The organism is Stenotrophomonas maltophilia (assembly GCF_002799155.1).
Classification (GTDB): Bacteria; Pseudomonadota; Gammaproteobacteria; order Xanthomonadales; family Xanthomonadaceae; genus Stenotrophomonas; species Stenotrophomonas maltophilia_R.
The window spans coordinates 2,323,913-2,347,085 of record NZ_NERD01000002.1 but is presented as its reverse complement, the minus strand read 5'-3'; the positions used below and the strand labels follow the sequence as shown (position 1 = coordinate 2,347,085).

Genomic DNA, 23,173 nt, shown 5'->3' with positions numbered 1-23,173 from the left:
ACCGGCCTGCACGGGCCCGGCGACTAGGCTGGGCCTCCCGCACCGTGAGGAGTATGTCCCGATGTCCGTCCCCACCATCGCCGTGTTCGTCGGCAGCCTGCGCAAGGACTCCTGCAACCGCAAGCTGGCCCATGCGCTGGAAAAGATCGCTGGCGGCCGCGCGCGCTTCCAGTACGTGCAGATCGGCGACCTGCCGCTGTACGACCAGGACTTCGACGCGCAGTACCCACCGCAGGGTACCCGGCTGAAGGACCAGGTGCGCGCCGCCGACGCGTTGCTGTTTGTGACCCCCGAGTACAACCGGTCAGTGCCGGGCGTACTCAAGAACGCCATTGATATCGGTTCGCGCCCCTACGGTGACAGTGCGTTTGCGGGCAAGCCGGCGGCGGTGATCGGTGCCTCCATCGGCCAGATCGGCACCGCCGTGGCCCAGCAGCACCTGCGCAACAGCCTGGCCTTCCTGGACATGCACGTGCTGGGCCAGCCCGAGGCATTCATTCACTTCAAGGACGGCCTGATCGATGCCGACGGCTCGATCCACAATGAGGGCACGCAGAAGTTCCTGCAGGGCTACGTGGACCGGTTCCTGGCGCTGATCGCGGTGCACGTCAAGGGCGATTGAGGCCGGCGGGGTCAGAGCCCTCTGCGTTGCAGAGGGATCCGACCCCACGTCCAGCTGAGCGGGCCAGAGCCCGTGCATCGCACGGGATCCGACCCTGGTCGCCTGATCTGCGATAATGCCCTGCTCGGGTGCCGCAATGGCGCCCGTCGCAGGCAGTGCGACGTCCCCACGCCAGTCTGGCCAGGTGCCGGCGGATATCCCCCGTTTCTCCACGGCTTATCCACAGGCTTGTCCATGGCCGCCGGGGTCGGCGCATGCCTACACTCGTCTGGCCCACTTTTGCAGGAAACACCGCAGCATGTCCGCTCGTCCCGGCTTCCGTTCCAACCGCAGAGAGCGCGGTGATGGCTTCGATCGCGATCGCGACGAGTCGCGCATCGACCAGTTGCGGGTACCGCCCCATTCGGTGGAAGCCGAGCAGGCGGTGCTGGGTGGCCTGATGCTGGCGCCAGAAGCGTATGACCGGGTCAACGACCAGCTGACCGAAGGCGACTTCTACCGTCGCGATCACCAGATGATCTACCGGGCGATCCGCGAACTGTCCGAGCGCGAACGGCCGTTCGATGCGGTGACGCTGGGTGAGTGGTTTGAATCGCAGGGCAAGATGGAACTGGTGGGCGACGGCGCCTACCTGATCGAACTGGCCAGTACCACGCCGTCGGCTGCCAACATCGTGGCCTACGCCGAGATCGTGCGTGACAAGGCGGTGCTGCGGCAGCTGATCCAGGTCGGCACCGACATCGTCAACGACGGTTTCCAGCCCGAAGGGCGTGACAGCAGCGAGCTGCTGGCCTCGGCGGAGAAGAGCGTGTTCGCCATCGCCGAACAGGGTGCGCGCGGTCGCACCGATTTCGTGGCCATGCCCGGCGCGCTGAAGGATGCCTTCGAGGAGCTGCGCAACCGCTTCGAGAACGGCGGCAACATCACCGGCCTGCCGACTGGTTACAACGATTTCGATGCGATGACCGCCGGCCTGCAGCCGACCGACCTGATCATCCTTGCCGCCCGCCCGGCAATGGGCAAGACCACCTTTGCGCTGAACATTGCCGAGTACGCGGCGATCAAGTCGAAGAAGGGCGTGGCGGTGTTCTCGATGGAAATGTCGGCATCGCAGCTGGCGATGCGCCTGATTTCCTCCAATGGCCGCATCAATGCGCAGCGCCTGCGTACCGGCCAGCTGGAAGACGAGGACTGGAGCCGCGTCACCAGCGCGATCAAGATGCTGAAGGAAACCAAGATCTTCATCGACGATACGCCGGGCGTGTCGCCGGAAGTGCTGCGCTCCAAGTGCCGTCGACTCAAGCGCGAGCATGATCTTGGCCTGATCGTGATCGACTACCTGCAGCTGATGAGCGTGCCGGGCAACAGCGAAAACCGCGCGACCGAAATCTCGGAGATCTCGCGTTCGCTGAAGGGGCTGGCCAAGGAACTGAATGTACCGGTGATCGCACTGTCACAGCTCAACCGCTCGCTGGAAACGCGTACCGACAAGCGCCCGGTGATGGCCGATCTTCGCGAGTCGGGCGCAATCGAGCAGGACGCGGACATGATCGTGTTCATCTACCGCGATGACTACTACAACAAGGAAAACTCGCCGGACAAGGGCCTGGCCGAGATCATCATCGGCAAGCACCGTGGTGGCCCGACCGGTTCGTGCAAGCTGAAGTTCTTCGGTGAATACACCCGCTTCGACAACCTGGCCCACGATTCGGTCGGTTCGTTCGAATAACGCCTTCGACGTTGCCCCAGCGCCGGGCCATGCCCGGCCGATGCCCACCGGCTTTCATCGCCGCCAGCCCGGTTTCGTCGCAAACCCTTTGCGGCCAGGTGGGGCAGGGCGCCAAGGTGTCCGCAGGCGGCAGGGTGCCGCCCCAAGGAGACCGTGATGAAGACCCTGTTCGCGCTCGGTGTGTGGTGCCTGCTGTTCGTGCTGTGCTGGCCGCTGGCGATCCTCGCCCTGATCGCCTGGCCGTTCGTGTGGCTGCTGAGCCTGCCGTTCCGCCTGGTCGGCATCACCTTCTCGGCTCTGTTCGCCTTCCTGCGCGCGCTGTTCATGCTGCCGGCACGCCTGCTCGGTGGCCGGGCGGTGGCTGCATGAGGACGGGGCTGCTGGCGGGGCTGGCCCTGTTGGCGCCTCCGGTGCTGGCCGCACCTCCAGCGCCGCCCTCGGTGTGGCTGGAGCGCCATCAGACGGCTGCGGCTGACGAGGCGAACGCTGCGGCCTCGGTGCCTAAAGCCAAGGAGCGCTGCAGGGTGGTGAAGGAATGGAAGGTCGGTGAGGCCGTGGTGCAGCATCGCATCTGTGACGACCCGCCACGAAAGCCAGCGGGGAAGGTATAGCGCCGAGCCCATGCTCGGCCCTCCAGGACTATTGGCCAACAAAAAACCCCGCCAAGGCGGGGTTTTTTGTTGCAGCATCCGTGAAGGCTTAGTTCGCCTTGTGGATGGCGCGCTTGCTGACCGCCATCGCCGCGTCGTGGATCACTTCCGACAGCGACGGGTGAGCGTGGCAGATGCGGGCCAGGTCATCGGCCGAGCCGCTGAACTCCATGGTCAGCACACCTTCGTGCACCAGCTCGGAGACGTTGGCGCCGACCAGGTGCATGCCGAGGATGCGATCGGTTTCGGCATGGGCCAGGATCTTCACGAAGCCTGCCGGCTCGATCATCGCCACGGCACGGCCGTTGGCGGCGAACGGGAAGCTGCCGGCCTTGTACGGAATGCCTTCGGCCTTCAGCTGCGCCTCGGTCTTGCCGACCCACGCCAGTTCCGGCTCGGTGTAGATGACCCACGGGATGGTGTCGAAGTTGACGTGGCCCGGCAGGCCGGCGATCAGCTCAGCCACCGCGATGCCTTCCTCGAAGCCCTTGTGCGCCAGCATCGGGCCGCGCACGCAGTCGCCGACTGCCCACACGCCGTCGACGCCGGTGTGGCAGTGCGCGTCGACTTCGATCTGGCCGCGCTCGTTGATCTTGACGCCGGTGCCTTCGGCCAGCAGGCCCTTGGTGGCGGCGCGACGGCCAACGGCCACCAGCAGCTTGTCCACGGTCAGGGTCTTTTCGCCTTCGCTGTCGGTGTAGGTGACAACGACTTCCTTCTTCTTGCCCTTGCCGATGATCTCGGTCTTGGAGACCTTGGCGCCGAGGCGGATATCCAGGCCCTGCTTCTTGAATTCCTTGGCAGCGGTCTTGGCCACTTCGGCGTCGGCCACGGCCAGGAACTCCGGCAGTGCTTCCAGGATGGTGACTTCAGCGCCCAGGCGCTTCCACACGCTGCCCAGCTCCAGGCCGATCACACCGGCGCCGATCACCGCCAGGCGGTTCGGCACTTCGGTGAAGTCCAGGCCGCCGACGTTGTCGACGATGGTCTCGCCGTCGAACTTGGCGAACGGCAGTTCGATCGAATCGGAACCGGCCGCGATGATGACGTTGGTGCCCTTCAGCTCGACGATGGAACCGTCATGCTGGGTGACCTTGACCACGTTGCCCGGCTGCAGCTCGCCAAAACCATAATAGGCGGCCACTTTGTTGGCCTTGAACAGCATGCCGATGCCGCCGGTGAACTGCTTGACGATCTTGTCCTTGCGGCCAATCATCGCCTCGACGTCGATCTTGGCATCCTTGAAGCTGATGCCGTGGTCGCCAAAGATGTGGCCCATGTTCCAGAACTGGCGCGAGGAATCCAGCAGCGCCTTGGACGGGATGCAGCCCACGCGCAGGCAGGTGCCGCCCAGTGCCGGCTTGCCGTCCTTGCCCAGCGCTGCGTCGATGCAGGCGGTCTTCAGGCCCAGCTGGGCCGCGCGGATGGCAGCGTGGTAACCGGCCGGGCCGGCACCGATGACGACGACGTCGAATTGTTCAGCCATTGAATTATTCCTTGATGCATTACCAGAACCCCTCCGCGCAGGCGCGGAGGGGCGGGAGGTTTCTTACAGGCCGAACAGCATGCGGCCCGGGTTTTCCAGCTGGTTCTTGATGTCCACCAGGAACTGCACCGAATCCTTGCCGTCGATGATGCGGTGGTCGTACGACAGCGCCAGGTACATCATCGGCGCGATCACGACCTGGCCGTTCTGGGCGATCGGACGTTCCTTGATGGCATGCATGCCCAGGATGGCGCTCTGCGGCGGGTTGATGATCGGGGTCGACAGCAGCGAACCGAAGGTGCCGCCGTTGGTCACGGTGAAGGTGCCGCCCTGCAGTTCTTCCAGGCCCAGCTTGCCGTCACGGGCCTTCTTGGCGTAGTCGGCGATGGTCTTCTCGATGTCGGCGAACGACATGCGCTCGACGTTGCGCAGGACCGGCGTGACCAGGCCCTTTTCGGTCGACACCGCGATCGAGATGTCCGAGTAGCCGTGGTAGATGATGTCGTCGCCGTCGATCGAGGCGTTGACCAGCGGGAAGCGCTGCAGCGCGTTGGCAGCGGCCTTCACGAAGAAGCTCATGAAGCCCAGCTTGATGCCGTGTGCCTTGACGAACTCGTCCTGCAGTTCCTTGCGCGCCGCCGACACCTTGGACAGGTCGACTTCGTTGAAGGTGGTCAGCATGGCGGTGGAGTTCTTCGACTCCATCAGGCGCTCGGCGATGCGCTTGCGGATGCGGGTCATCGGCACGCGCTCTTCCGGACGTGCGCCACCGGCCTTGCCGGCGCCGCCGTTGCGCGCGAAGTTGACGATGTCTTCCTTGGTCACCGCGCCGCGACGACCGGTGCCGTCGACGTCGGCCGGGTTCACGCCTTCGGTGATGGCGGTGAAGCGGGCGCCCGGCGGCAGCGCGTCGGCAGCCGACTTGGCAGCCGGGGCCGGGGCAGCGGCTGCGGCCGGCGCAGCGGCGGCCGGGGCCGCAGCGGCAGCCGGAGCGGCTTCAGCGGCCGGGGCCGGGGCAGCTGCGACGGCGCCTTCCTCGATGATCGCCACGACCTGGCTGGAGGTCACGGTCGAACCTTCGGCAAACTTGATTTCCTTGAGCACGCCGTCGACCGGCGACGGCACTTCCAGGACGACCTTGTCGGTTTCCAGGTCAAGCAGGTTTTCGTCGCGCTTGACGGCGTCGCCCACCTTCTTGTGCCAGGTGGCGATGGTGCCGTCGGCGACGGATTCGGGCAGTACCGGGGCTTTGACTTCGGTGGCCATTGCGGGAGCTTCCTGGTTTGTCTTCTAAATAGGGGGAGGATTATTCAGCGAACGTGTCGTTGAACGGGTTGACCAGTGCATCGGCGACCAGCTGCTGCTGTTCGCGGACGTGGTCAGCCATGTGACCGGCAGCCGGCGAAGCCGAACGTGCGCGACCGGCGTAGTGCAGGTTCTGGCCATCGGCCAGGCAGAACTGCAGGTGGTGGCGGATCTGGTACCACGCACCCTGGTTCTGCGGTTCTTCCTGCGTCCACACCACGTCGGTGGCCTTGCCGTACTTCTTCAGTTCGGCAGCCAGCAGCGCACGCGGGAACGGGTACAGCTGCTCCACGCGGATGATCGCCACATCGTCCTGGCCACGCTTGGTCTGGTCTTCCAGCAGGTCGTAGTAGACCTTGCCCGAGCACAGCACCACGCGCTTGACCTTCTTGGCGTCCGCATTGGCGTCGCCGATCAGGTGCTGGAACTCGCCGTTGGCCAGTTCGTCCAGGGTCGACACGGCCAGCTTGTGGCGCAGCAGCGACTTCGGCGACATCACCACCAGCGGCTTGCGGGTGGTCAGGTGCAGCTGGCGGCGCAGCATGTGGAAGGCCTGTGCCGGGGTCGACGGCACGACCACCAGCATGTTCTCCAGCGCGCACAGCTGCAGGAAGCGCTCCAGGCGCGCCGAGCTGTGTTCCGGGCCTTGACCTTCATAGCCATGCGGCAACAGCAGGGTCAGGCCGGAAATGCGGCCCCACTTGGCCTCACCGGCGGCGATGAACTGGTCGATCACCACCTGGGCGCCGTTGGCGAAGTCGCCGAACTGGCCTTCCCAGATGCACAGCGTGTTCGGATCGGTGGTCGAGAAGCCGTACTCGTAGGCCATCACCGCTTCTTCGCTCAGCAGCGAATCGATGACGGTGGCCTTCTCCGGCGAATCCACCAGCTGCCGCAGCGGCATGTAGTAGTTGTCGGTCTTCTGGTCGTGCAGGATCGCGTGGCGGTGCGTGAACGTACCGCGGCCCACGTCCTGGCCGACCAGGCGCAGTGCATGGCCTTCGTCGAGCAGGGTGGCGTAGGCCAGGTTCTCGGCAAAGCCCCAGTCGCCCGGGATCTCGCCGGCGGCCATCTTGCGGCGGTCATCGTAGACCTTGGCCACGCGCGAGTGCAGCTGCACTTCGTCCGGAATGGTGTTGATCAGCTTGGCCAGCTCGACCAGCTTGTTCTTCTCGACCTTGGTCGAGACCGGGTCGGACAGCTTGCCTTCCAGCAGCTTCGGCCAGTCGACGAACAGCGGGCTGGTCGGCGGGGTCTTCTCGACCTTGGCCAGCTCGGTGGTCACTTCACCGGCATCCAGCTTCTCGCGGTAGGCATCGACCATCGCCTTGCCGGCGCCGGCGGCGATCACGCCCGCCTTTTCCAGCTGTTCGGCGTACATCTCGCGGGTGGTGGCGTGCTTGCGGATCACCTGGTACATCAGCGGCTGGGTGATCGCCGGTTCGTCGGCCTCGTTGTGGCCCCAACGGCGGTAGCACATCAGGTCGATGACCACGTCCTTGGCGAACTTCTGGCGGAACTCGAAGGCCAGCTGTGCGGCGAACACCACCGCTTCCGGATCATCGCCGTTCACGTGCAGCACCGGGGCGGCGATCATCTTCGCCACGTCGGTGGCATAGCGCGTGGAGCGCGTATCCAGCGGGTTGGAAGTGGTGAAGCCGACCTGGTTGTTGACCACGATGTGCACGGTGCCGCCGACGGCGAAGCCGCGCGCCTGCGACATCTGGAACAGTTCCATGACCACGCCCTGGCCGGAGAAGGCCGCGTCGCCGTGGATCAGGATCGGCATGACCTGCTTGCGCGCGGTGTCCTTGCGGCGCTCCTGGCGCGAGCGCACGGAGCCGGCGACGACCGGGTCGGCGATTTCCAGGTGCGACGGGTTGAACGCCAGCGCCAGGTGCACCGGGCCGCCGTCGGTGGCGACGTCGGCCGAGAAGCCCATGTGGTACTTCACGTCGCCGGCCGACGCGTGCTCGTCGTGCTCGAACTTGCCTTCGAACTCGTCGAACAGCTTGCGCGGGTTCTTGCCCAGGGTGTTGACCAGCACGTTCAGGCGGCCGCGGTGGGCCATGCCGATCACCACGTCCTTGACGCCATCCTTGCCGGCGCTGCGGATGATGGTGTCCATCATCGGGATCAGCGAGTCGCCGCCTTCCAGCGAGAAGCGCTTCTGGCCGACGTACTTGGTGTGCAGGTAGCGCTCCAGGCCTTCGGCCGCGGTCAGGCGCTCCAGGGTGCGGCGCTGGGTATCAGCGTCCAGCTGGTAGTTGCCACCGGCCAGTTCCAGCTTCTTGTAGATCCACTGGCGCTGCTCGACTTCGGAGATGTGCATGAACTCCGCACCGATCGAGCCGGTGTAGGTCGCTTTCAGGCGTGCCAGCAGGTCGCGCAGCTTCATGCGCGGCTGGCCGCCGACGCCGCCGGTGCTGAACTCGCTGTTGAGGTCGCCATCGGACAGGCTGTGGAACGGCAGGCCCAGGTCCGGGGTGTTGACCGGCGCGGCCAGGCCCAGCGGATCGAGGCGGGCATCCAGGTGGCCGCGCGAGCGGTAGGCGGTGATCAGACGACCGACATTGCGCTCACGCTCGTCGCCCGCACCGCTACCGGTGCCGGCCTTCAACGCATCCTTGGCCGCGTCCGCGATGTGGGAGATGACGGCCGAGTGCGGAATGTCACCTGCTTCACGGCCCTTGAAGCCGTCGAAGTAGGTTTTCCATTTGGGATCGACACTATCCGGGGAGACCAGGTACTGCTCGTACAGGTCCTCGACATAGGAGGCGTTGCCGCCGGCGAGTTGCGAAGATTGCGCAAACTGCTTCAGTTGATTGTCCACGATGGAGGGTGTTGATTCGCTTTGTGGGGTATGGCTTCAGAAGGACCCGGCAGGAAGATGAATAGCCCTGCGCGGGCGCGTTCAAACAGCCAAATTGTACCCCCAACCGGACACGAAGGGGCACCACCGCAGGTATCCCGCGTGCGCCGGTGCCGGTTCCAGACAGGTTGGGTCAGCTGCGCCGGCTCAGATGCCGAGCGCGCGCAGTTCGCCGCAATCGCGCGAACGGTCCCAGACACGCTGCAATTGCTGCCCGAACGGCTGCGAACGTGCCGGCAGCGCGATGCCGGCCTCGCCGTCGAGGCGATGGCCGATCAGACGAAAGTAGAAGTCGCCCGCATCGTTGAGCAGGCAGGCCGAGGCCAGCGCGCGGTCGACCGGATCGCTGACCTCGCGGAACTGGATCACGCTTGGCAGGCGCTGGGCCAGTGCCAGCAGCGGCGCGCCGGCAGCGGCGATCGCAGCGGCATCGTGCACGATCACCCGCAGCTGCTTGTCGTGGCGGGCGGTGACGAAGCGGCGCAGGGCGGCCTGTACCGGGGGCGCGTCGAGCAGGCCCGGGTCCAGCTGGCGGCTGTGCAGCCACAGCTGGCGACGGGCGCGGTGGATGATGGCCGTGGTGATCGCCACCGCCTCGGCGCGGCTGTCGATGGCGCTGGCCGCGCCCAACCGGCGGCGCATCTGCTGGTGGCCGATGCCGGCCTCCTCGAACACCTCGCCTTCGGGCAGGAAGCCCTGGCGTGCATAGAAATCGCGGGCGGGCAGCTGCGCATGCAGGTGCAGCTCGGCCAGGCCGAGCCGGCGCCCGGCCTCGACCAGTGCCTCCAGCACGGCCTCGCCGACGCCGTGGCTGCGATGGCTGGCCAGCACGGCCATGCGGCCGATGCGGCCGTCCGGGGCCAGCCGGCCGGTGCCGACCGGCTGGTCGTCACTGTCCAGCGCCAGCACATGGGCGCTGACCGGGTCCAGCGCATCGCGTTCCAGCTCGGCGGCGATGCCCTGTTCCTGCACGAATACGCGTTGGCGCACCTGATGGATGGCAACGTGGGCGTCGGCGTGGCTGACCTGCTGGACCCGGATCATGGCGAAGGCTCAGGTGCGGCCGGGGGCGCTGTCGTCTTCCTCATCATCCTCGAAGTTGACGATGACCTCGATACCGTCGTCGTGCACGGTGACGGAGTGGACATCGTCGGACACCGCATCGGCGTCGATCGCATCCACGCGGTCGCGGCCTTCGACGACCTCGCCGAGCACCACGGCATCCTCGCCATCTTCCTCGTCTTCGGCCTCGTATACCTCATTCGGGTCGATCAGCTGGAACACACCGCCGACCAGCAGCTGCTGGACCACGGCACGACCCTTGTCGGACAGGCCGCGATAGGCGGCGGCGTCGAGTTGCTCGGCGCCGGCCAGGCGTTGCGCGTCCTTCACCGGCAGCGCGAAGTCCTGGCCGCTGACGTACAGGCTGGCGCCACGCTTGGCCCGGCGCCAGGCCAGGCGGGCCCATGGGTGGCGCTGCAGCAGCAGGCCAGAGGCCAGCGCATCGACCACCTCCTCCATGGGCGGTGCGGCCTGGTGGGCCATCACTTCGCCGGCGGCGCGGTAGGTGGTGATGAAGCGGCCGAACCAGTCGCCCAGCTTGTCCGGGTCGTTCATGCGGATGGCATTGAGCGCGGTGATCACCCGTGCCATCGCCACCGTGTCGATTTCGTTCGGGTCGGCCGGCACCTTCAGGTCGGCATCCTGGTAGCGGATGTTCTCGTCGGCATCGGCGATCAGGGTGTCCAGGTAGTCGCTGATCAGCTCGGCCGACGCCGGTGCGCGCATGCCGAACGAGAAGGTCAGGCAGGGATCTTCGGCGACACCGTGGTGCGGCACGTTTGGCGGCAGGTACAGCATGTCGCCCGGCGCCAGCACCCAGTCGTGGGTGGGCTTGAACACCTTCAGCAGCTTCAGCTCCACGTCCGGGCGGAAGCCCAGCGGCGGCTGCTTGCCCTTGATCGATTCGCTGGCGTCGATCTGCCAGCGGCGGTGGCCGTGGGCCTGCAGCAGGAACACGTCGTACTGGTCGACGTGGGCGCCGACCGAGCCGCCGGTGGCGGCAAAGCTGATCATCACGTCATCCATGCGCCAGCGCGGCAGGAAGCTGAAGTGCTCGATCAGGGCGCGCACGTCCGGGTCCCACTTGTCCACGTCCTGCACCAGCAGGGTCCAGTCATGGTCGGGCAGGGCGGGGAACACGTCTTCCTGGAACGGGCCGGTACGCACGCGCCAGCCGTCCTGGGCCTTGTCGTGCTCGATCAGGCGTGCCAGCACGCCATCCTCGCAGGCCAGCCCGGCCAGGTCTTCCGGCTGCACCGGGGTCTGGAAGTCCGGGAAGGCATTGCGGATCAGCAGCGGGCGTTTCTGCCAGAAGTCGCGCAGGAAGGTGGCCGGCGCCATGCCCAGCGGCTGGCCGGGGCGGGCGGTGACTTCGATGAGGGGGGCGGAGGACTTGCGGGCGGCCATGGGGGAATCCTTGCAGCGGAAAGCGGGAGAGGCGGCACGGCGGGCCGCCTGAGGCCTCCATTGTCCGTCGTTCGCCGGGAATGCGCACGTGTGGTGGTTTGTCGCGGGGGTTCCGGCCAACGGCGGAGCCCCTCGTGGCGGGGGCTGGTCGCGTAAAGCGCTGGCTTCATGGGCTGGGCCGGGCGGGATGGGTTCGCGGGACACGCCGTGAACCCATCCATGGGGACTCGATGGCGCCATCCATGGCGCCAACGGTCCCGCGAACCCACCCCGCCCGGCCCCTGACGGTTTCCTGCGTGGCCCGCCACGGAATGGAAAGAAGAAAATCAAAGGCAACAGCGGGTCGCGCGCTGCGCTTGCTCGGCTTTACAAAAGACCCTCAAACAAAGAGGGACGCGGCGAAGCCGCGTCCCTCTTTGTTGATTCCCTCCCGATAACCCAATGCTCTTCGATCCGTCACCGGGAATCTGTCAGAGGCGGGGCGGGTTGGGTTCGCGGGGGTATCCGCGCCATGGATGGCGCGGCCAAGCCTCCACGGACGGATTCACGGCGTCCCCCGCGAACCCAACCCGCCCCGCCAAGCACGGCATAACCCAGAGCCGCCTTTGACGTTGCAGTTGCTGTTGCTGTTGCAGTTGCTGTTGCCGTTGCAGTAAGGCCTGCCGCAGGCAGCGCCCGCGGCCGCCGCCGCAAAGAAAACCCTTAAATCTTCTTCGCCAGCGACTCGGCCAGGCCGGTGTAGCTGCCCGGGGTCATCTCCAGCAGACGCTGCTTCGCATCCGCCGGCAGCTCCAGCCCCTGCACGAACGCGCGCATCGACTCGGCGGTGATGCCCTGGCCACGGGTCAGCGCCTTCAGCTGCTCGTACGGGTTCGGCAAGCCATGGCGGCGCATCACCGTCTGCACGGCTTCGGCCAGTACTTCCCAGGCCGCGTCCAGATCGGCGTCCAGGCGCTGCGGGTTCACTTCCAGCTTGCCCAGCCCCTTGGCCAGCGAATCCAGAGCCACCTGGCTGTGGCCGAACGCGGTGCCCAGCGCACGCAGTACGGTGGAATCGGTCAGGTCACGCTGCCAGCGGCTGATCGGCAGCTTCGCGCTGAAGTGCTCGAACAGCGCATTGGCGATGCCGAAGTTGCCTTCCGCATTCTCGAAATCGATCGGATTGACCTTGTGCGGCATCGTCGACGAACCGACTTCGCCTTCCTTCAGGCGCTGCTTGAAGTAGCCCAGCGAGATGTAGCCCCAGATGTCGCGGGCCAGGTCGATCAGAATGATGTTGGCGCGGCGTGCGGCATCGCCGATCTCGGCGAGGTTGTCGTGCGGTTCGATCTGCGTGGTGTACGGGTTGAACACCAGGCCCAGGCCGGTCACGAAGCGCTCGGCGAAGGCCGGCCAGTCCACGTCCGGGTAGCTGGCCACGTGGGCGTTGTAGTTGCCGACCGCGCCGTTGATCTTGCCGGTCAGTTCGACAGCGGCGATCTGCCTGCGCTGGCGCTCCAGGCGGGCGACCACGTTGGCCAGTTCCTTGCCCAGGGTGGTCGGCGAGGCGGTCTGGCCGTGGGTGCGCGACAGCATCGGCTGGCTGGCCTGGGCGTGGGCCAGGGTGCGCAGGGTGGTGGCGATGCCGTCCAGGGTCGGCAGCAGCACCTCGCGGCGCGCCTGTTCCAGCATCAGGCCGTAGCTGAGGTTGTTGATGTCTTCGCTGGTGCAGGCGAAATGCACGAATTCCAGCGCCGGCGCCAGTTCGGCGTCGTCCTTCAGCTGTTCCTTGATGAAGTACTCCACCGCCTTGACGTCATGGTTGGTGGTGCGCTCGATCTCCTTCACACGCGCGGCCTGGGCCGGGCTGAAGCTTTCGGCCAGCGCACGCAGGCGGGCGATGGCGGCGCCGGAGAACGGGGCCAGCTCGACGATGCCCGGCTCGGCCGCCAGGGCCAGCAGCCATTCCACCTCGACCGTGATGCGGGCCTTGATCAGGCCGTACTCGGAGAAGATCGGGCGCAGGGCGTCGACCTTGCCGGCATAGCGGCCATCGAGCGGGGACAGGGCGAGCAGGGCGGAATCGGACATGTCGGCAGGGCTGGGACGAGCGGCGGGGCCGATATTCTACGACGTGCCGGCGAGGTAGTGCCGGCCAGCGGCCGGCACTACCCCTTGAGCGTGCAGAACGGCCCTGCGGACGGAACGATCTGGCCCGTCCTCGTCATCCCACGCTACGGGCGAGGGAGTATCGTTGGCGCAGCCGCCAGCCCGGGAAGCGACACCCTGCCAGCCGCCGCTTCCCTTTCCCCAACTGAAGTAGTGCGGAGTTGATGCAATGAGCAAAGCTGCAAGCAAGGGTTTCAGAATCGAACACGACAGCATGGGCGAGCTGCAGGTACCTGCCGACGCCCTGTGGGGCGCGCAGACCCAGCGTGCCGTGCAGAACTTCCCGGTGTCGGGCCAGCGCATGCCGCGCGGTTTCATTCGTGCTCTGGGCCTGGTCAAGGGCACCGCTGCCGGCGTCAACGCCGAGCTCGGCCACCTGCCCAAGAATGTGGCCAAGGCCATCCAGTCAGCCGCTGCCGAAGTGGCTGCAGGCGAATGGGACGCGCACTTCCCGATCGACGTCTACCAGACCGGTTCGGGTACCTCCTCGAACATGAACGCCAACGAGGTGATCGCCACCCTGGCCAACCGTGCCGGCAAGGCGGGCAAGACCGCGGTGCACCCCAATGACCACGTCAACCAGGGGCAGAGCTCCAATGACGTGATCCCGACCGCGTTGCGCGTGTCGGCGGTACTGGCGGCACATGAGCAGCTGCTGCCGGCGCTGGTGCACCTGCGCAAGACCCTCGACAAGAAGGGCCGCAGCCTGCGCAAGGTGGTCAAGACCGGCCGCACGCATCTGATGGATGCGATGCCGCTGACCTTCGAGCAGGAATTCGGCGCGTGGTCGGCACAGCTGGCCTCGGCACAGGAACGCATCGAAGACAGCCTCAAGCGCGTGCGCCGGCTGCCGCTGGGCGGCACCGCCATCGGCACCGGCATCAATGCCGACCCGCGCTTCGGCGCGCAGGTGGCCAAGGCGCTGAAGCAGCAGACCGGTTTCAAGTTCGACAGCGCCGAGAACAAGTTCGAAGGCCTGGCCGCGCAGGATGATGCAGTGGAACTGTCGGGCCAGCTCAATGCACTGGCCGTCGCGCTGATCAAGATCGCCAATGATCTTCGCTGGATGAACGCCGGTCCGCTGGCCGGGCTGGGGGAGATCGAACTGCCTGCGCTGCAGCCGGGCAGCTCGATCATGCCGGGCAAGGTCAACCCGGTGATTCCGGAAGCGACCGTGATGGCCTGCGCGCAGGTGATCGGCCACCATGCCGCGATCACTGTGGCCGGCCAGACCGGCAACTTCCAGCTCAACGTCACCCTGCCGTTGATCGCGGTGAACCTGCTCGATGGCATCGGCCTGCTGGCCAATGTGTCCCGGCTGCTGGCCGACAGCGCGATTGCCGGGCTGAAGGTACGCGAAGACCGCGTGGCCGAGGCGCTGGCGCGCAATCCGATCCTGGTGACCGCGCTGAACCCGATCATCGGCTACGAGAAGGCCGCGGCCATCGCCAAGCGTGCCTACAAGGAACAGCGCCCGGTGCTGGACGTCGCGCTGGAGGACAGTGGCCTGGATGAAGCCGAGCTGCGCCGCCTGCTGGACCCGGCCGCGCTGACTGCCGGCGGCATCCAGGCGGGGGGCGGTGGCGCCGGCGGTTGATCGAACGGCGTGCGGACCAAGGTCCGCACCCACCACACGCAGAAACGCCGCCCTGGGGCGGCGTTTTTCTTCAGCGACGGTCGGCGACGATGTTGCCGAAGGTGTCGGTGTAATCCTTGAATTCCGGGATGCGCTGGATCAGGTCGGCCGGGATCACCTCCATGCCCTCCGGCGGCTGGATCTTCACCGGCTGCATGTTCGGATCGGCCGGAGCGGCGACCAGGGTATTCTGGCGCAGCACCTGCAGCTTGCCGAACATGGTCTGCAGCATCTGCTTCTGTGCCTCGTCCAGCGGAATCTGGATCTCGTCCACTTTCATCGAGCCATCGCCGAGGATGATGATGTTCGGTGCCGGCGGGCGACGCACGGTGACCATGCCGTCGCTGACGGAAATCTTGGGCTTGCCGCGCTCGGCGCGGTGGTTGCGGTAATCCTTGTCACAGCCGGCCAGGCCCAGGCAGAGCAGGGCGGCCAGCAGCAGGAACAACTTCTTCATGGCATTCGGTTCGGGGGCCTCCGGGGCCGCCATTGTAAGCCGGCTGGCGCACTGCGGCCGGCAGCGGGGTGCCGCTGCCGGCCGGGTGCGCTGATCTGTCACAGGCCTAGGGCAGGACCACGGTGTCCTTGCCGCAGTCGTCGACGTCACTCTGGTCCATCGTGGCGTAGGGCTTGAACGCCGGCAGCTCGCGCGCAAGTGCCTGTTGGCTGGCCAGCATCGCCGGCAGGCGGTTGCAGATGCGCTTGGCCTGGGCCTCGATCTTCTCGGCTTCGGCGTTGATCCGCTTCTCGATACCTTCGCTGTCGCCACTGAAAATGCCCTTGAGTGCCTCGCCGGCGGCGTTGACGCCGAGCTTGGCGCCGGCCAGGCCGACATCCATGCCGTCCATCGCAATGGCGACGACGTGGCCGCGATACTCCAGCAATCGACGGCGCTGGGCCTCGTCGGCCGGTACGTCCTTGCCGTCGATCAACAGGTGGCCGTCCGGTGTGATCTCTGCGCGCGGCTGCTTGTCGGCGGAGATCTTGATGTTGCCCTGGGTGAGGTCCTTGCGGGCATCGACCATGGCGTCCTTGACGGTCTGGCCGACACCGCTGGTGGCCTCGGCGACGCTCTTGCCGACGGTCTTGTCGGGCGCGGAAGATGTGCCGCCGCAGGCGATCAGCGGCAGGCACAGCAGGGTGGCAGGCAGCACGCGCAGCAGGTTCATGGCAATGTCCTCGAATCGGTCCGGTGGCGGTTACTTGTTGCGGGGCAGGGTGACCGTGCCGCTGACGTTGCGGTGCCCGACATCGCCGCTGCCACTGTGGTCGACGGTCAGGCTGCCACGCACACCATCGACCTGGATGTCACCCGAACCATGGCTGCGCACATGCACGTTGCCGCCGATGTCGGACAGATCAACATCGCCCGAGCCGACCACGCCGACCTCGACGTTGCCCTGCACGCGCTTGAAGCCGATGTCGCCGGAACCGGCGGTGTCCAGCCGTGCGTTGCCGCGGACATCGCTGATCTTCAGGTCACCCGAACCGACGGTGCCGGTGACCGCATCGCCGCCGATGTTGCGCGCCTTGACGTCGCCGGAACCCAGCGACAACAGGTTCAGCGAGCCGCCACCGTCGATGTCCAGGTCACCCGAACCTACCGCCGCGTGGATGCTGCCGCGGGTACCGCGAACGATCGCGTCGCCTGAGCCGACGTCCACGCTCAGCGACTGGGCGTTGTCGATGCTGGCATCGCCGGAGCCGACCTTCAGCTGCAGTGGCAGGTTGTCCGGCACGCTGCCGCGGATGTCCAGCCAGGCATAGCTGTTGCCCAGGCTGATGCCGCTGTGACGGCCGTCGCGGCGAAGGCTGACGACCAGCTTGTCGCCTTCCCTGCGCTGGTCCAGTACCAGCTGGTCCAGCCATTCCTGGCTGGAGGCACAGGCGCGGCCATCAAGCTGGCCACCGCCCTTGCTGGCGATGACCTTCAGGTCGTGCTGGTTCACCTCCAGCACCACCGCCCTGGCGCCGGACACATCCAGCTTCAGCGAGCGGGCGGCAGTGAACTTGCAGTTCGGAGCATCGGCGGCCAGCGCCGACAGCGGCAGCAGCAACAACGCAGAACAAGCGAGCAGGGAACGCATGGGCGGTGCCTCCGGGTGGATGGAATCAGATCTCGCCGGCGCGCTTGCGCAGGCGGATGGCAAGGACGATGAAGACGACACCGACGGCGGCGCCGATCCACAGTTCCGGCATCGCCAGCGATTTCAGCTGCGAGGCCGGCGACATCAGGCTGACCACCGATTCGAGATCGCGGCGCGAGCCTTCCCCGTCGCTGAGGCGATACACCAGGTCGGTGCCCGGCACGCCGCCCAGCAACAGGCGGCCGACGATGTTCTGCCAGAACCAGCCGGTGGTCAGGCCGATCAGCGGCATCACCTTGGTGGTGCTGACAATGACGCCGGCGAACAGCGGCAGCATCACTGCCCACAGGAACGGCTTGCTACGGGCCCAGGCCGAGCACAGCAACAGCCAGCCGGCGGTGGGCAGCGCCCACAGGGCGTAGACCGGAATCCAGGCCAGGTGACCAGCGGCCAGGGTCAGCGGGCTGGCCGGGCCCCAGATCAGGGTCATCGGGCTGCCGCCGTGCATCAGCGCGACGATGCTGATCACCAGCATGAAGCCGAACATGGTGATGATGCCGGCGATCACCGCGATCAGCGGGGCCACGACCAGTGCGCTGATCACCTTGGACAGCACGGTCTGGGTGTCCGACAGCGGCAGCGACTTCCAGAACAGGATGCTGCGGTCGCGACGGTCGTCGTACAGGGCGCCCAGGCAGTAGAAGAACACCACGAAGGCCAATACCAGGAACGGCCAGGCCGAGCTGAGCACCAGGGTCAGGTCCAGGCCGTTGCCGAGGTCGGTCAGGTCCTTGGCACTGATGTCGCGGGTCAGCAGGGCCAGGTCCAGGCCGTTGATGTTCACGTCCTCGCCGTCGATATGCAGGCCGCCATCACGCGCAGCACGGTGCAGGGCGAACAGGCCGAAGGCGATGCCGACGGTGCTCATCACCAGCGAGATCAGGCCGGCGATCAGCGGCGCATACAGGAAACCGCCACGGTTCTCCCAGTACTCGCGCTTGAGCAGCCAGCGCAGGGTGCCCATCGGGCTGACAGGATGATTGACGGCATTCATGCGTAGGTCCCCTTCATGATCGCGACGAACAGATCGGCAAGGCCCGGGCTGCGGGTCTCGCCAAGGGTGGAAAGCTGGGTGCGCGGCACGCCGTCGAACAGCATCACGGTCTTGCCGAACGCCAGGCTGCGCTCGTCGATCGGCTTCAGCGCGCGCGCAGTCTCCAGCTGGTCGGCATTGACCAGCAGCTCGGTGTAGCGCTGGCCGACGTCGTCCATTTCCGCGTCCAGCACGATGCGGCCATCACGGATGAACATGACGTCGCTGAGGATGTGCTCGATCTCCTCCACCTGGTGGGTGGTGACGATGATGGTCTTCTGCTCGTCGAAATAGTCTTCCAGCAGGCGCTGGTAGAACTCCTTGCGGTACAGGATGTCCAGGCCCAGGGTGGGCTCGTCCAGCACCAGGACGCGGGCATCGATGGCCATCACCAGCGCCAGGTGCAGCTGCACGATCATGCCCTTGGACAGTTCGCGCACGCGCTGCTTCGGCTGCAGCTTGGTGTTGGCCAGGAAACGCTCGCAGCGGGCACGGTCGAAGCGCGGGTGGACACCGGCCACGAAATCGATCGCCTCGCGGACCTTCAGCCAGCGCGGCAGCACGGCGACGTCGGCAATGAAGCAGATGTCGTTCATCAGCTCGTCGCGGTGCAGCCGCGGGTCGCGGCCGAGCACGCTCAGTTCACCTTCCACCGAGGTGAGCCCGAGGATGGCCTTCAGCGCGGTGGTCTTGCCGGCGCCGTTGGGCCCGATCAGGCCGACGATGCGCCCGCTCGGAATGCTGAAGCTGGCATTGTCGAGGGCCACGGTGGTCTTGTAGGCCTTGCGCAGGCCTCGGGCGGTGATGACGGGTTCGCTTGCAGTGCTATTCATCAGACTTTCCCCTGGGGCAGCAATTCGTCGAGGCTCAGGCCCAGGCGCTGGATGCGCTCCAGCACGGCCGGCCATTCTTCATTGAGGAAGCGCTCGCGCTCGCTGCTGCGAAGCTGCGTGGCCGCCTGCTCGGTCATGAACATGCCCAGGCCGCGGCGCTTTTCGACCAGGCCTTCATCGGCCAGCTCCTGGTAAGCGCGCGAAACGGTGATGGGGTTGAGCTGGTAGTCGGCGGCCACCTGGCGCACCGAAGGCAGGGCATCGCCCGGCTTGAGGATTCCGTCGAGCATCATGGCGATCACGCGCTCCTTCAACTGACGGTAGATGGGAGCGCCGTCGCTCCACTGGATGTCGCTCATATTCAGCTCCGTGGGGTCAGCGGCTGTGCGAACGAGAAATACGGCATGGACAGGGAGCTGTGCAGCCGACGCGGGGGAGGGGGGGAGGGAGCGGCGTTCCCGGCCGGTGAAGCGATTGCGTCCTGCGCACTGTCGGCGGAGTCAGGGGAGGTTGGCATGGCCAGCCAGGCCAACACGATCAGGGTCGAAACAACAGCGGCCGCAGGTGCGGTGAGGTTGCGACGGATCCGGGCGTTCATGGCTTCCCCCCTGTCTCAGGTGACTGGTGTTGTATGCAACTATAACACCGGCACGCCTACGTGCAACCCCTTGCCGTCCCCAACTGATGGCAGGGGTGGTCAAATCGCTGAAATATCACCTTATCTCTTTGATTGGAAAGGGAAATAAAATTGTCGTGCGGGCCGATCAAACCCTGCCTTCCATTCAGCGTTGTCCATGCTATGTCATCACTGCGCCCTTGCTGGTGTGTCCTGCTGGGAAGCGCCACGCTGCGCAAAGCCGCCAGCGCCCGTCGCAACAGGAGGGACTGGGCCCCGGTGCTATAGTTCGGCCGATTCCCGGCCGCTACCGGCCGGCCCTGTGAATGGCTACCGCGGACTGCTCTCGATGCCCCTGCCGACCGTTGTTCCGCGCCCCCTGCGCGGCCTGTCCCTGCTGACCCTGCTGGTGGCCGGCCTGGCCGCTTCCACCCATGTGCTGGCGGCCGATCTGCTGGACCTGGATTACCGCCCGCTGGCCAGCAAGCAGCAGGTCAATCTTCAGCAGCGCTACCACGGGCAGGTGCTGCTGGTGGTCAATACTGCAAGCAAGTGTGGCTATACCCCTCAGTACGAAGGGCTGGAGGCGCTGCAGAAGCGTTATGCCGGGCGCGGCTTTGCCGTGCTCGGTTTCCCGTCCAACGATTTCAAGGGCCAGGAGCCCGGTGACGAGAAGCAGATCCAGGATTTCTGCACGCTCACCTATGGCGTCAAATTCCCGATGTTCGAGAAGGTGCACGTGGTCGGTGCAGAGGCGACGCCGCTGTACCAGCGGCTGGCCGCAGCCACTGGCGTGGCGCCGGGCTGGAACTTCCACAAGTACCTGGTCGGCCGCGATGGCAAGGTCATCGCCCAGTTCGCCAGCAAGGTAACGCCGGACGATCCGCAGCTGACCGCGGCCATCGACAAGGCGCTGGCCGCAGCCGCTACACATTGATATCCGGCACGGATGCCTCGACATCGACGGCATGCGTGCGACAATGCTTCTTTTCGCGCCGACGTCGGCGCCCAGACACTTCCAGGAATGCAGCGAATGAAGATGGGAATGCGCGGCGCCGCGGCGTCGGTTCTGATTCTGGCGATGGGCACTTCGGGTGTCGCTCTGTCGCAACAACCGGCTGCCCCCGCAGCCGCCAAGGAGACCGCAACCTTGAATTCCCCCAAGCAGAAGCTCGGCTACGCCATCGGCCTTGATGTCGCCAAGTCGTTCACCCCGATCGCCGATGAGATCGATGTGGCCGCGCTGCGCACCGCCGTGGAGCGTTCGTTCGAAGGCCTGCAGCCGCAGATCACCCAGGAACAGGCCAAGGCCACCGATGCCGCGCTGCGCCAGGTCGTGATGGCCCGCAGTGGCCAGCAGGTGCCGGGCATGGCCCCCGGTTCGCAGCCGCCGAAGGTCGATCGCGTCAAGGTGTCGCAGATGATCGGTTCGTACTCGGTCGGCCCGTCGCTGGCACAGCTGAAGGACGACATCGACGTCGCCTCGCTGTTTGACGCGATCAGCACCGGCCTGAGCAAGGGTCAGCCGAAGATGACGGAGGCTGACGCAACCGCCACCATCCAGGCCTTCATGGGCAGCAAGCAGGCCGAAATGCAGGCCAAGGCTGCCGCCGCCGCGCAGACCAACCGCGAGGAAGGCAACGCGTTCCTGGCCAAGAACAAGACCCAGCCGGGCGTGGTGACCACGCCGTCGGGCCTGCAGTACCAGATCATCCGCCCAGGTAGCGGCGAGCGTCCGCTGCCGAGCAGCAAGGTGCGCGTGAACTACGAAGGCAAGCTGCTCAACGGCACCGTGTTCGACAGCTCCTACGGTCGCCAGCCGGCCGAGTTCGGCCTGGACCAGGTGATCAAGGGCTGGACCGAAGGCGTCGCGCTGATGCCGGTCGGTTCGAAGTACCGCTTCTGGATCCCGGGCGAGCTTGCCTACGGTGAGAACGGTACCCCGGGTGGCCCGATCGGCCCGAACGCGACTCTGACGTTCGACGTCGAGCTGCTGGGCGTCCTGCCCTAAGCGACCACGGAGCCTGCACGGACATGCGCGTTGCGATTTTCGGTACCGGCTACGTGGGACTGGTGACCGGTACCTGCCTGGCCGACGTCGGCCACCAGGTGGTCTGCGTCGATATCGACCAGGCCAAGGTCGATGGCCTCAACCAGGGCATCATCCCGATCTATGAGCCGGGCCTGGAACCGATGGTGAAGGCCAACCACGCCGCGTCGCGGCTGGCCTTCACCACCGATGCCGCGACCGCGATCGGCCACGGCCAGGTCGTGTTCATCGCCGTCGGCACGCCGCCGGACGAGGATGGCAGCGCCGATCTGCAGTACGTGCTGGCTGTGGCCCGCACCATCGGCCAGCACATGAGCGTGCCGACTGTGGTGGTCAACAAGTCGACGGTGCCGGTGGGCACCGCCGACAAGGTACGTGCCGCCATTGCCGCGGAGCTGGCTGCACGTGGCGCGGACATCGCTTTCGATGTGGTGTCCAACCCGGAATTCCTGAAGGAAGGCGACGCCGTTGCCGACTGCATGCGCCCGGATCGCATCATCGTCGGTGCGACCAGTGCCGAGTCGGTGGCGGTGATGCGGCGCCTGTATGCACCGTTCAACCGCAACCACGACCGGGTGGTGGAAATGGACGTGCGTTCGGCCGAGCTGACCAAGTACGCAGCCAACGCGATGCTGGCGACCAAGATCTCGTTCATGAACGAGATCGCCAACATTGCCGAACGTGTCGGTGCCGATGTCGAGCAGGTCCGCCAGGGCATCGGCTCGGATCCACGCATCGGCTGGCATTTCATCTATCCGGGCGCCGGTTACGGCGGCTCGTGCTTCCCCAAGGACGTGCAGGCGCTGGCCCGCACCGCCCAGCAGGCCGGCCTGGAGCCGAAGCTGCTCAACGCCGTGGAAGCAGTCAACGATGCGCAGAAGGGCCATCTGTTCGCCCTGATCCAGCGCCATTACGACAAGGGCGAGGACGAAGGCGTGCGTGGCAAGACCTTTGCCGTGTGGGGCCTGGCGTTCAAGCCGAACACCGACGACATGCGCGAAGCCTCCAGTCGCCGCCTGCTGGCACAGTTGTGGGAAGGTGGCGCGACGGTGCGTGCCTACGATCCGGAAGCGATGCACGAGTCGCAGCGCATCTTCGGCGAACGCGATGACCTGGTGTTCTGCAGCAATGCCAACGAGGCGCTGCAGGGCGCCGATGCACTGGTCGTGGTGACCGAGTGGAAGCAGTTCCGCAGCCCCGATTTCCAGAAGCTGCGCGAGCAGTTGAGGGACGCGGTGGTGTTCGACGGCCGCAACCTGTACGAGCCGGCGGATGTGGAAGCGGCGGGCCTGGCTTACTACGGCATCGGCCGGGGGCGCTCGCTGCATGTCTGATCTGCTGCCAACCGAACGCGAGCAGGCGCTGGAAGCGCGCCTGGTCGAGCTGGAAATGCGCGTATCCTTCCAGGAACAGGCGCTGGCCGAACTGAGCGATGCGCTGGCCGATGCCCGCATGCAGGGCATGCGCAACGCTGACGTGCTGCGCGTGCTGCTGGAAGACCTGGGCAAGGTCCGCAACGCACTGAATTCTTCCGATCCGGCGAGCGAACCGCCGCCGCCGCACTATTGATCTGAACT

The 23,173-nt window shown here is 66.2% G+C and carries 21 protein-coding genes; 9 read left to right on the top strand and 12 right to left on the bottom strand.

The genetic code is table 11. From position 1 onward, the window contains the following. The first annotated feature begins 61 nt into the window (after positions 1-61). The 4 genes from B9Y82_RS11500 (at position 62) to B9Y82_RS20900 (ending at position 2,962) form a co-directional block, all read left to right on the top strand. Complete coding sequence (locus tag B9Y82_RS11500) at positions 62-622, top strand: NADPH-dependent FMN reductase (RefSeq protein ID WP_100473327.1); 561 nt, start codon at positions 62-64, stop codon at positions 620-622. A 298-nt stretch (positions 623-920) separates the two neighbouring features. Continuing rightward, on the top strand, positions 921-2,351 hold the full coding sequence (locus tag B9Y82_RS11495; protein ID WP_075677331.1) for a replicative DNA helicase: 1,431 nt from the start codon (positions 921-923) through the stop codon (positions 2,349-2,351). Between the two features lie 156 nt (positions 2,352-2,507). Further along, a complete protein-coding gene (locus B9Y82_RS11490; RefSeq protein WP_010486834.1) occupies positions 2,508-2,720 on the top strand; it encodes a hypothetical protein in 213 nt (70 codons plus the stop codon). Further along, on the top strand, positions 2,717-2,962 hold the full coding sequence (locus tag B9Y82_RS20900) for a hypothetical protein (protein ID WP_100473326.1): 246 nt from the start codon (positions 2,717-2,719) through the stop codon (positions 2,960-2,962). Before B9Y82_RS11490 ends, B9Y82_RS20900 begins: the two co-directional genes overlap by 4 nt. An 88-nt stretch (positions 2,963-3,050) precedes the next feature. Here B9Y82_RS20900 and lpdA read toward each other — a convergent pair whose 3' ends face one another. The 6 genes from lpdA to purB all read right to left on the bottom strand — a co-directional run bounded on the left by lpdA (position 3,051) and on the right by purB (position 13,203). Next, positions 3,051-4,487 carry a dihydrolipoyl dehydrogenase gene (lpdA, locus tag B9Y82_RS11480; protein ID WP_100473325.1) on the bottom strand — a complete coding sequence of 479 codons (1,437 nt, stop codon included), beginning with the start codon at positions 4,485-4,487 and terminating at the stop codon, positions 3,051-3,053. 63 nt (positions 4,488-4,550) lie between these two features. Beyond that, complete coding sequence (sucB, locus tag B9Y82_RS11475; protein WP_049420906.1) at positions 4,551-5,753, bottom strand: dihydrolipoyllysine-residue succinyltransferase; 1,203 nt, start codon at positions 5,751-5,753, stop codon at positions 4,551-4,553. Positions 5,754-5,793: 40 nt separating this feature from the next. After that, positions 5,794-8,625 carry a 2-oxoglutarate dehydrogenase E1 component gene (locus B9Y82_RS11470; protein ID WP_100473324.1) on the bottom strand — a complete coding sequence of 944 codons (2,832 nt, stop codon included), beginning with the start codon at positions 8,623-8,625 and terminating at the stop codon, positions 5,794-5,796. A gap of 186 nt (positions 8,626-8,811) precedes the next feature. Further along, positions 8,812-9,708: a GNAT family N-acetyltransferase gene (locus B9Y82_RS11465; RefSeq protein WP_100473323.1), complete on the bottom strand. Its 897-nt coding sequence runs from the start codon at positions 9,706-9,708 to the stop codon at positions 8,812-8,814. 9 nt (positions 9,709-9,717) lie between these two features. Beyond that, positions 9,718-11,133 carry a cupin domain-containing protein gene (locus B9Y82_RS11460; protein WP_100473322.1) on the bottom strand — a complete coding sequence of 472 codons (1,416 nt, stop codon included), beginning with the start codon at positions 11,131-11,133 and terminating at the stop codon, positions 9,718-9,720. Positions 11,134-11,835: 702 nt separating this feature from the next. Continuing rightward, entirely contained in the window at positions 11,836-13,203 is a 1,368-nt protein-coding gene (gene purB, locus B9Y82_RS11455; protein ID WP_100473321.1) for an adenylosuccinate lyase, read from the bottom strand. Positions 13,204-13,450: 247 nt separating this feature from the next. Between purB and B9Y82_RS11450 the strand changes: the two genes are divergently transcribed. Beyond that, a complete protein-coding gene (locus tag B9Y82_RS11450; RefSeq protein ID WP_100473320.1) occupies positions 13,451-14,878 on the top strand; it encodes a class II fumarate hydratase in 1,428 nt (475 codons plus the stop codon). A 70-nt stretch (positions 14,879-14,948) separates the two neighbouring features. Here B9Y82_RS11450 and B9Y82_RS11445 read toward each other — a convergent pair whose 3' ends face one another. The 6 genes from B9Y82_RS11445 to B9Y82_RS11420 form a co-directional block, all read right to left on the bottom strand. Beyond that, positions 14,949-15,374 (bottom strand): hypothetical protein, encoded by a 426-nt coding sequence (locus B9Y82_RS11445; protein WP_100473319.1) that lies wholly within the window; start codon positions 15,372-15,374, stop codon positions 14,949-14,951. Between the two features lie 106 nt (positions 15,375-15,480). Continuing rightward, complete coding sequence (locus tag B9Y82_RS11440; protein ID WP_100473318.1) at positions 15,481-16,086, bottom strand: hypothetical protein; 606 nt, start codon at positions 16,084-16,086, stop codon at positions 15,481-15,483. A gap of 30 nt (positions 16,087-16,116) precedes the next feature. Continuing rightward, positions 16,117-17,004, bottom strand: coding sequence for a GIN domain-containing protein (locus B9Y82_RS11435; RefSeq protein ID WP_100473317.1), 888 nt, complete (start codon positions 17,002-17,004; stop codon positions 16,117-16,119). A gap of 25 nt (positions 17,005-17,029) precedes the next feature. After that, the gene (locus B9Y82_RS11430) at positions 17,030-18,058 is read right to left on the bottom strand and encodes an ABC-2 transporter permease (protein WP_100473316.1); all 1,029 of its coding nucleotides are present in this window, start codon (positions 18,056-18,058) and stop codon (positions 17,030-17,032) included. After that, complete coding sequence (locus B9Y82_RS11425; RefSeq protein ID WP_100473315.1) at positions 18,055-18,930, bottom strand: ABC transporter ATP-binding protein; 876 nt, start codon at positions 18,928-18,930, stop codon at positions 18,055-18,057. Before B9Y82_RS11425 ends, B9Y82_RS11430 begins: the two co-directional genes overlap by 4 nt. Beyond that, the gene (locus tag B9Y82_RS11420; RefSeq protein WP_005410261.1) at positions 18,930-19,289 is read right to left on the bottom strand and encodes a GntR family transcriptional regulator; all 360 of its coding nucleotides are present in this window, start codon (positions 19,287-19,289) and stop codon (positions 18,930-18,932) included. The genes B9Y82_RS11425 and B9Y82_RS11420 overlap by 1 nt, the downstream gene beginning before the upstream one ends. A gap of 606 nt (positions 19,290-19,895) precedes the next feature. On the opposite strand from B9Y82_RS11420, the gene B9Y82_RS11410 reads away from it, so the two are divergent. The 4 genes from B9Y82_RS11410 (at position 19,896) to B9Y82_RS11395 (ending at position 23,165) form a co-directional block, all read left to right on the top strand. Next, on the top strand, positions 19,896-20,483 hold the full coding sequence (locus tag B9Y82_RS11410; protein WP_100473313.1) for a glutathione peroxidase: 588 nt from the start codon (positions 19,896-19,898) through the stop codon (positions 20,481-20,483). Between the two features lie 96 nt (positions 20,484-20,579). After that, positions 20,580-21,557 (top strand): FKBP-type peptidyl-prolyl cis-trans isomerase N-terminal domain-containing protein, encoded by a 978-nt coding sequence (locus B9Y82_RS11405; protein WP_014037761.1) that lies wholly within the window; start codon positions 20,580-20,582, stop codon positions 21,555-21,557. Positions 21,558-21,580: 23 nt separating this feature from the next. Further along, positions 21,581-22,930 (top strand): UDP-glucose dehydrogenase family protein, encoded by a 1,350-nt coding sequence (locus tag B9Y82_RS11400; protein ID WP_100473312.1) that lies wholly within the window; start codon positions 21,581-21,583, stop codon positions 22,928-22,930. After that, positions 22,923-23,165, top strand: coding sequence for a SlyX family protein (locus tag B9Y82_RS11395; protein ID WP_005410256.1), 243 nt, complete (start codon positions 22,923-22,925; stop codon positions 23,163-23,165). Before B9Y82_RS11400 ends, B9Y82_RS11395 begins: the two co-directional genes overlap by 8 nt. Positions 23,166-23,173 lie beyond the last annotated feature (8 nt).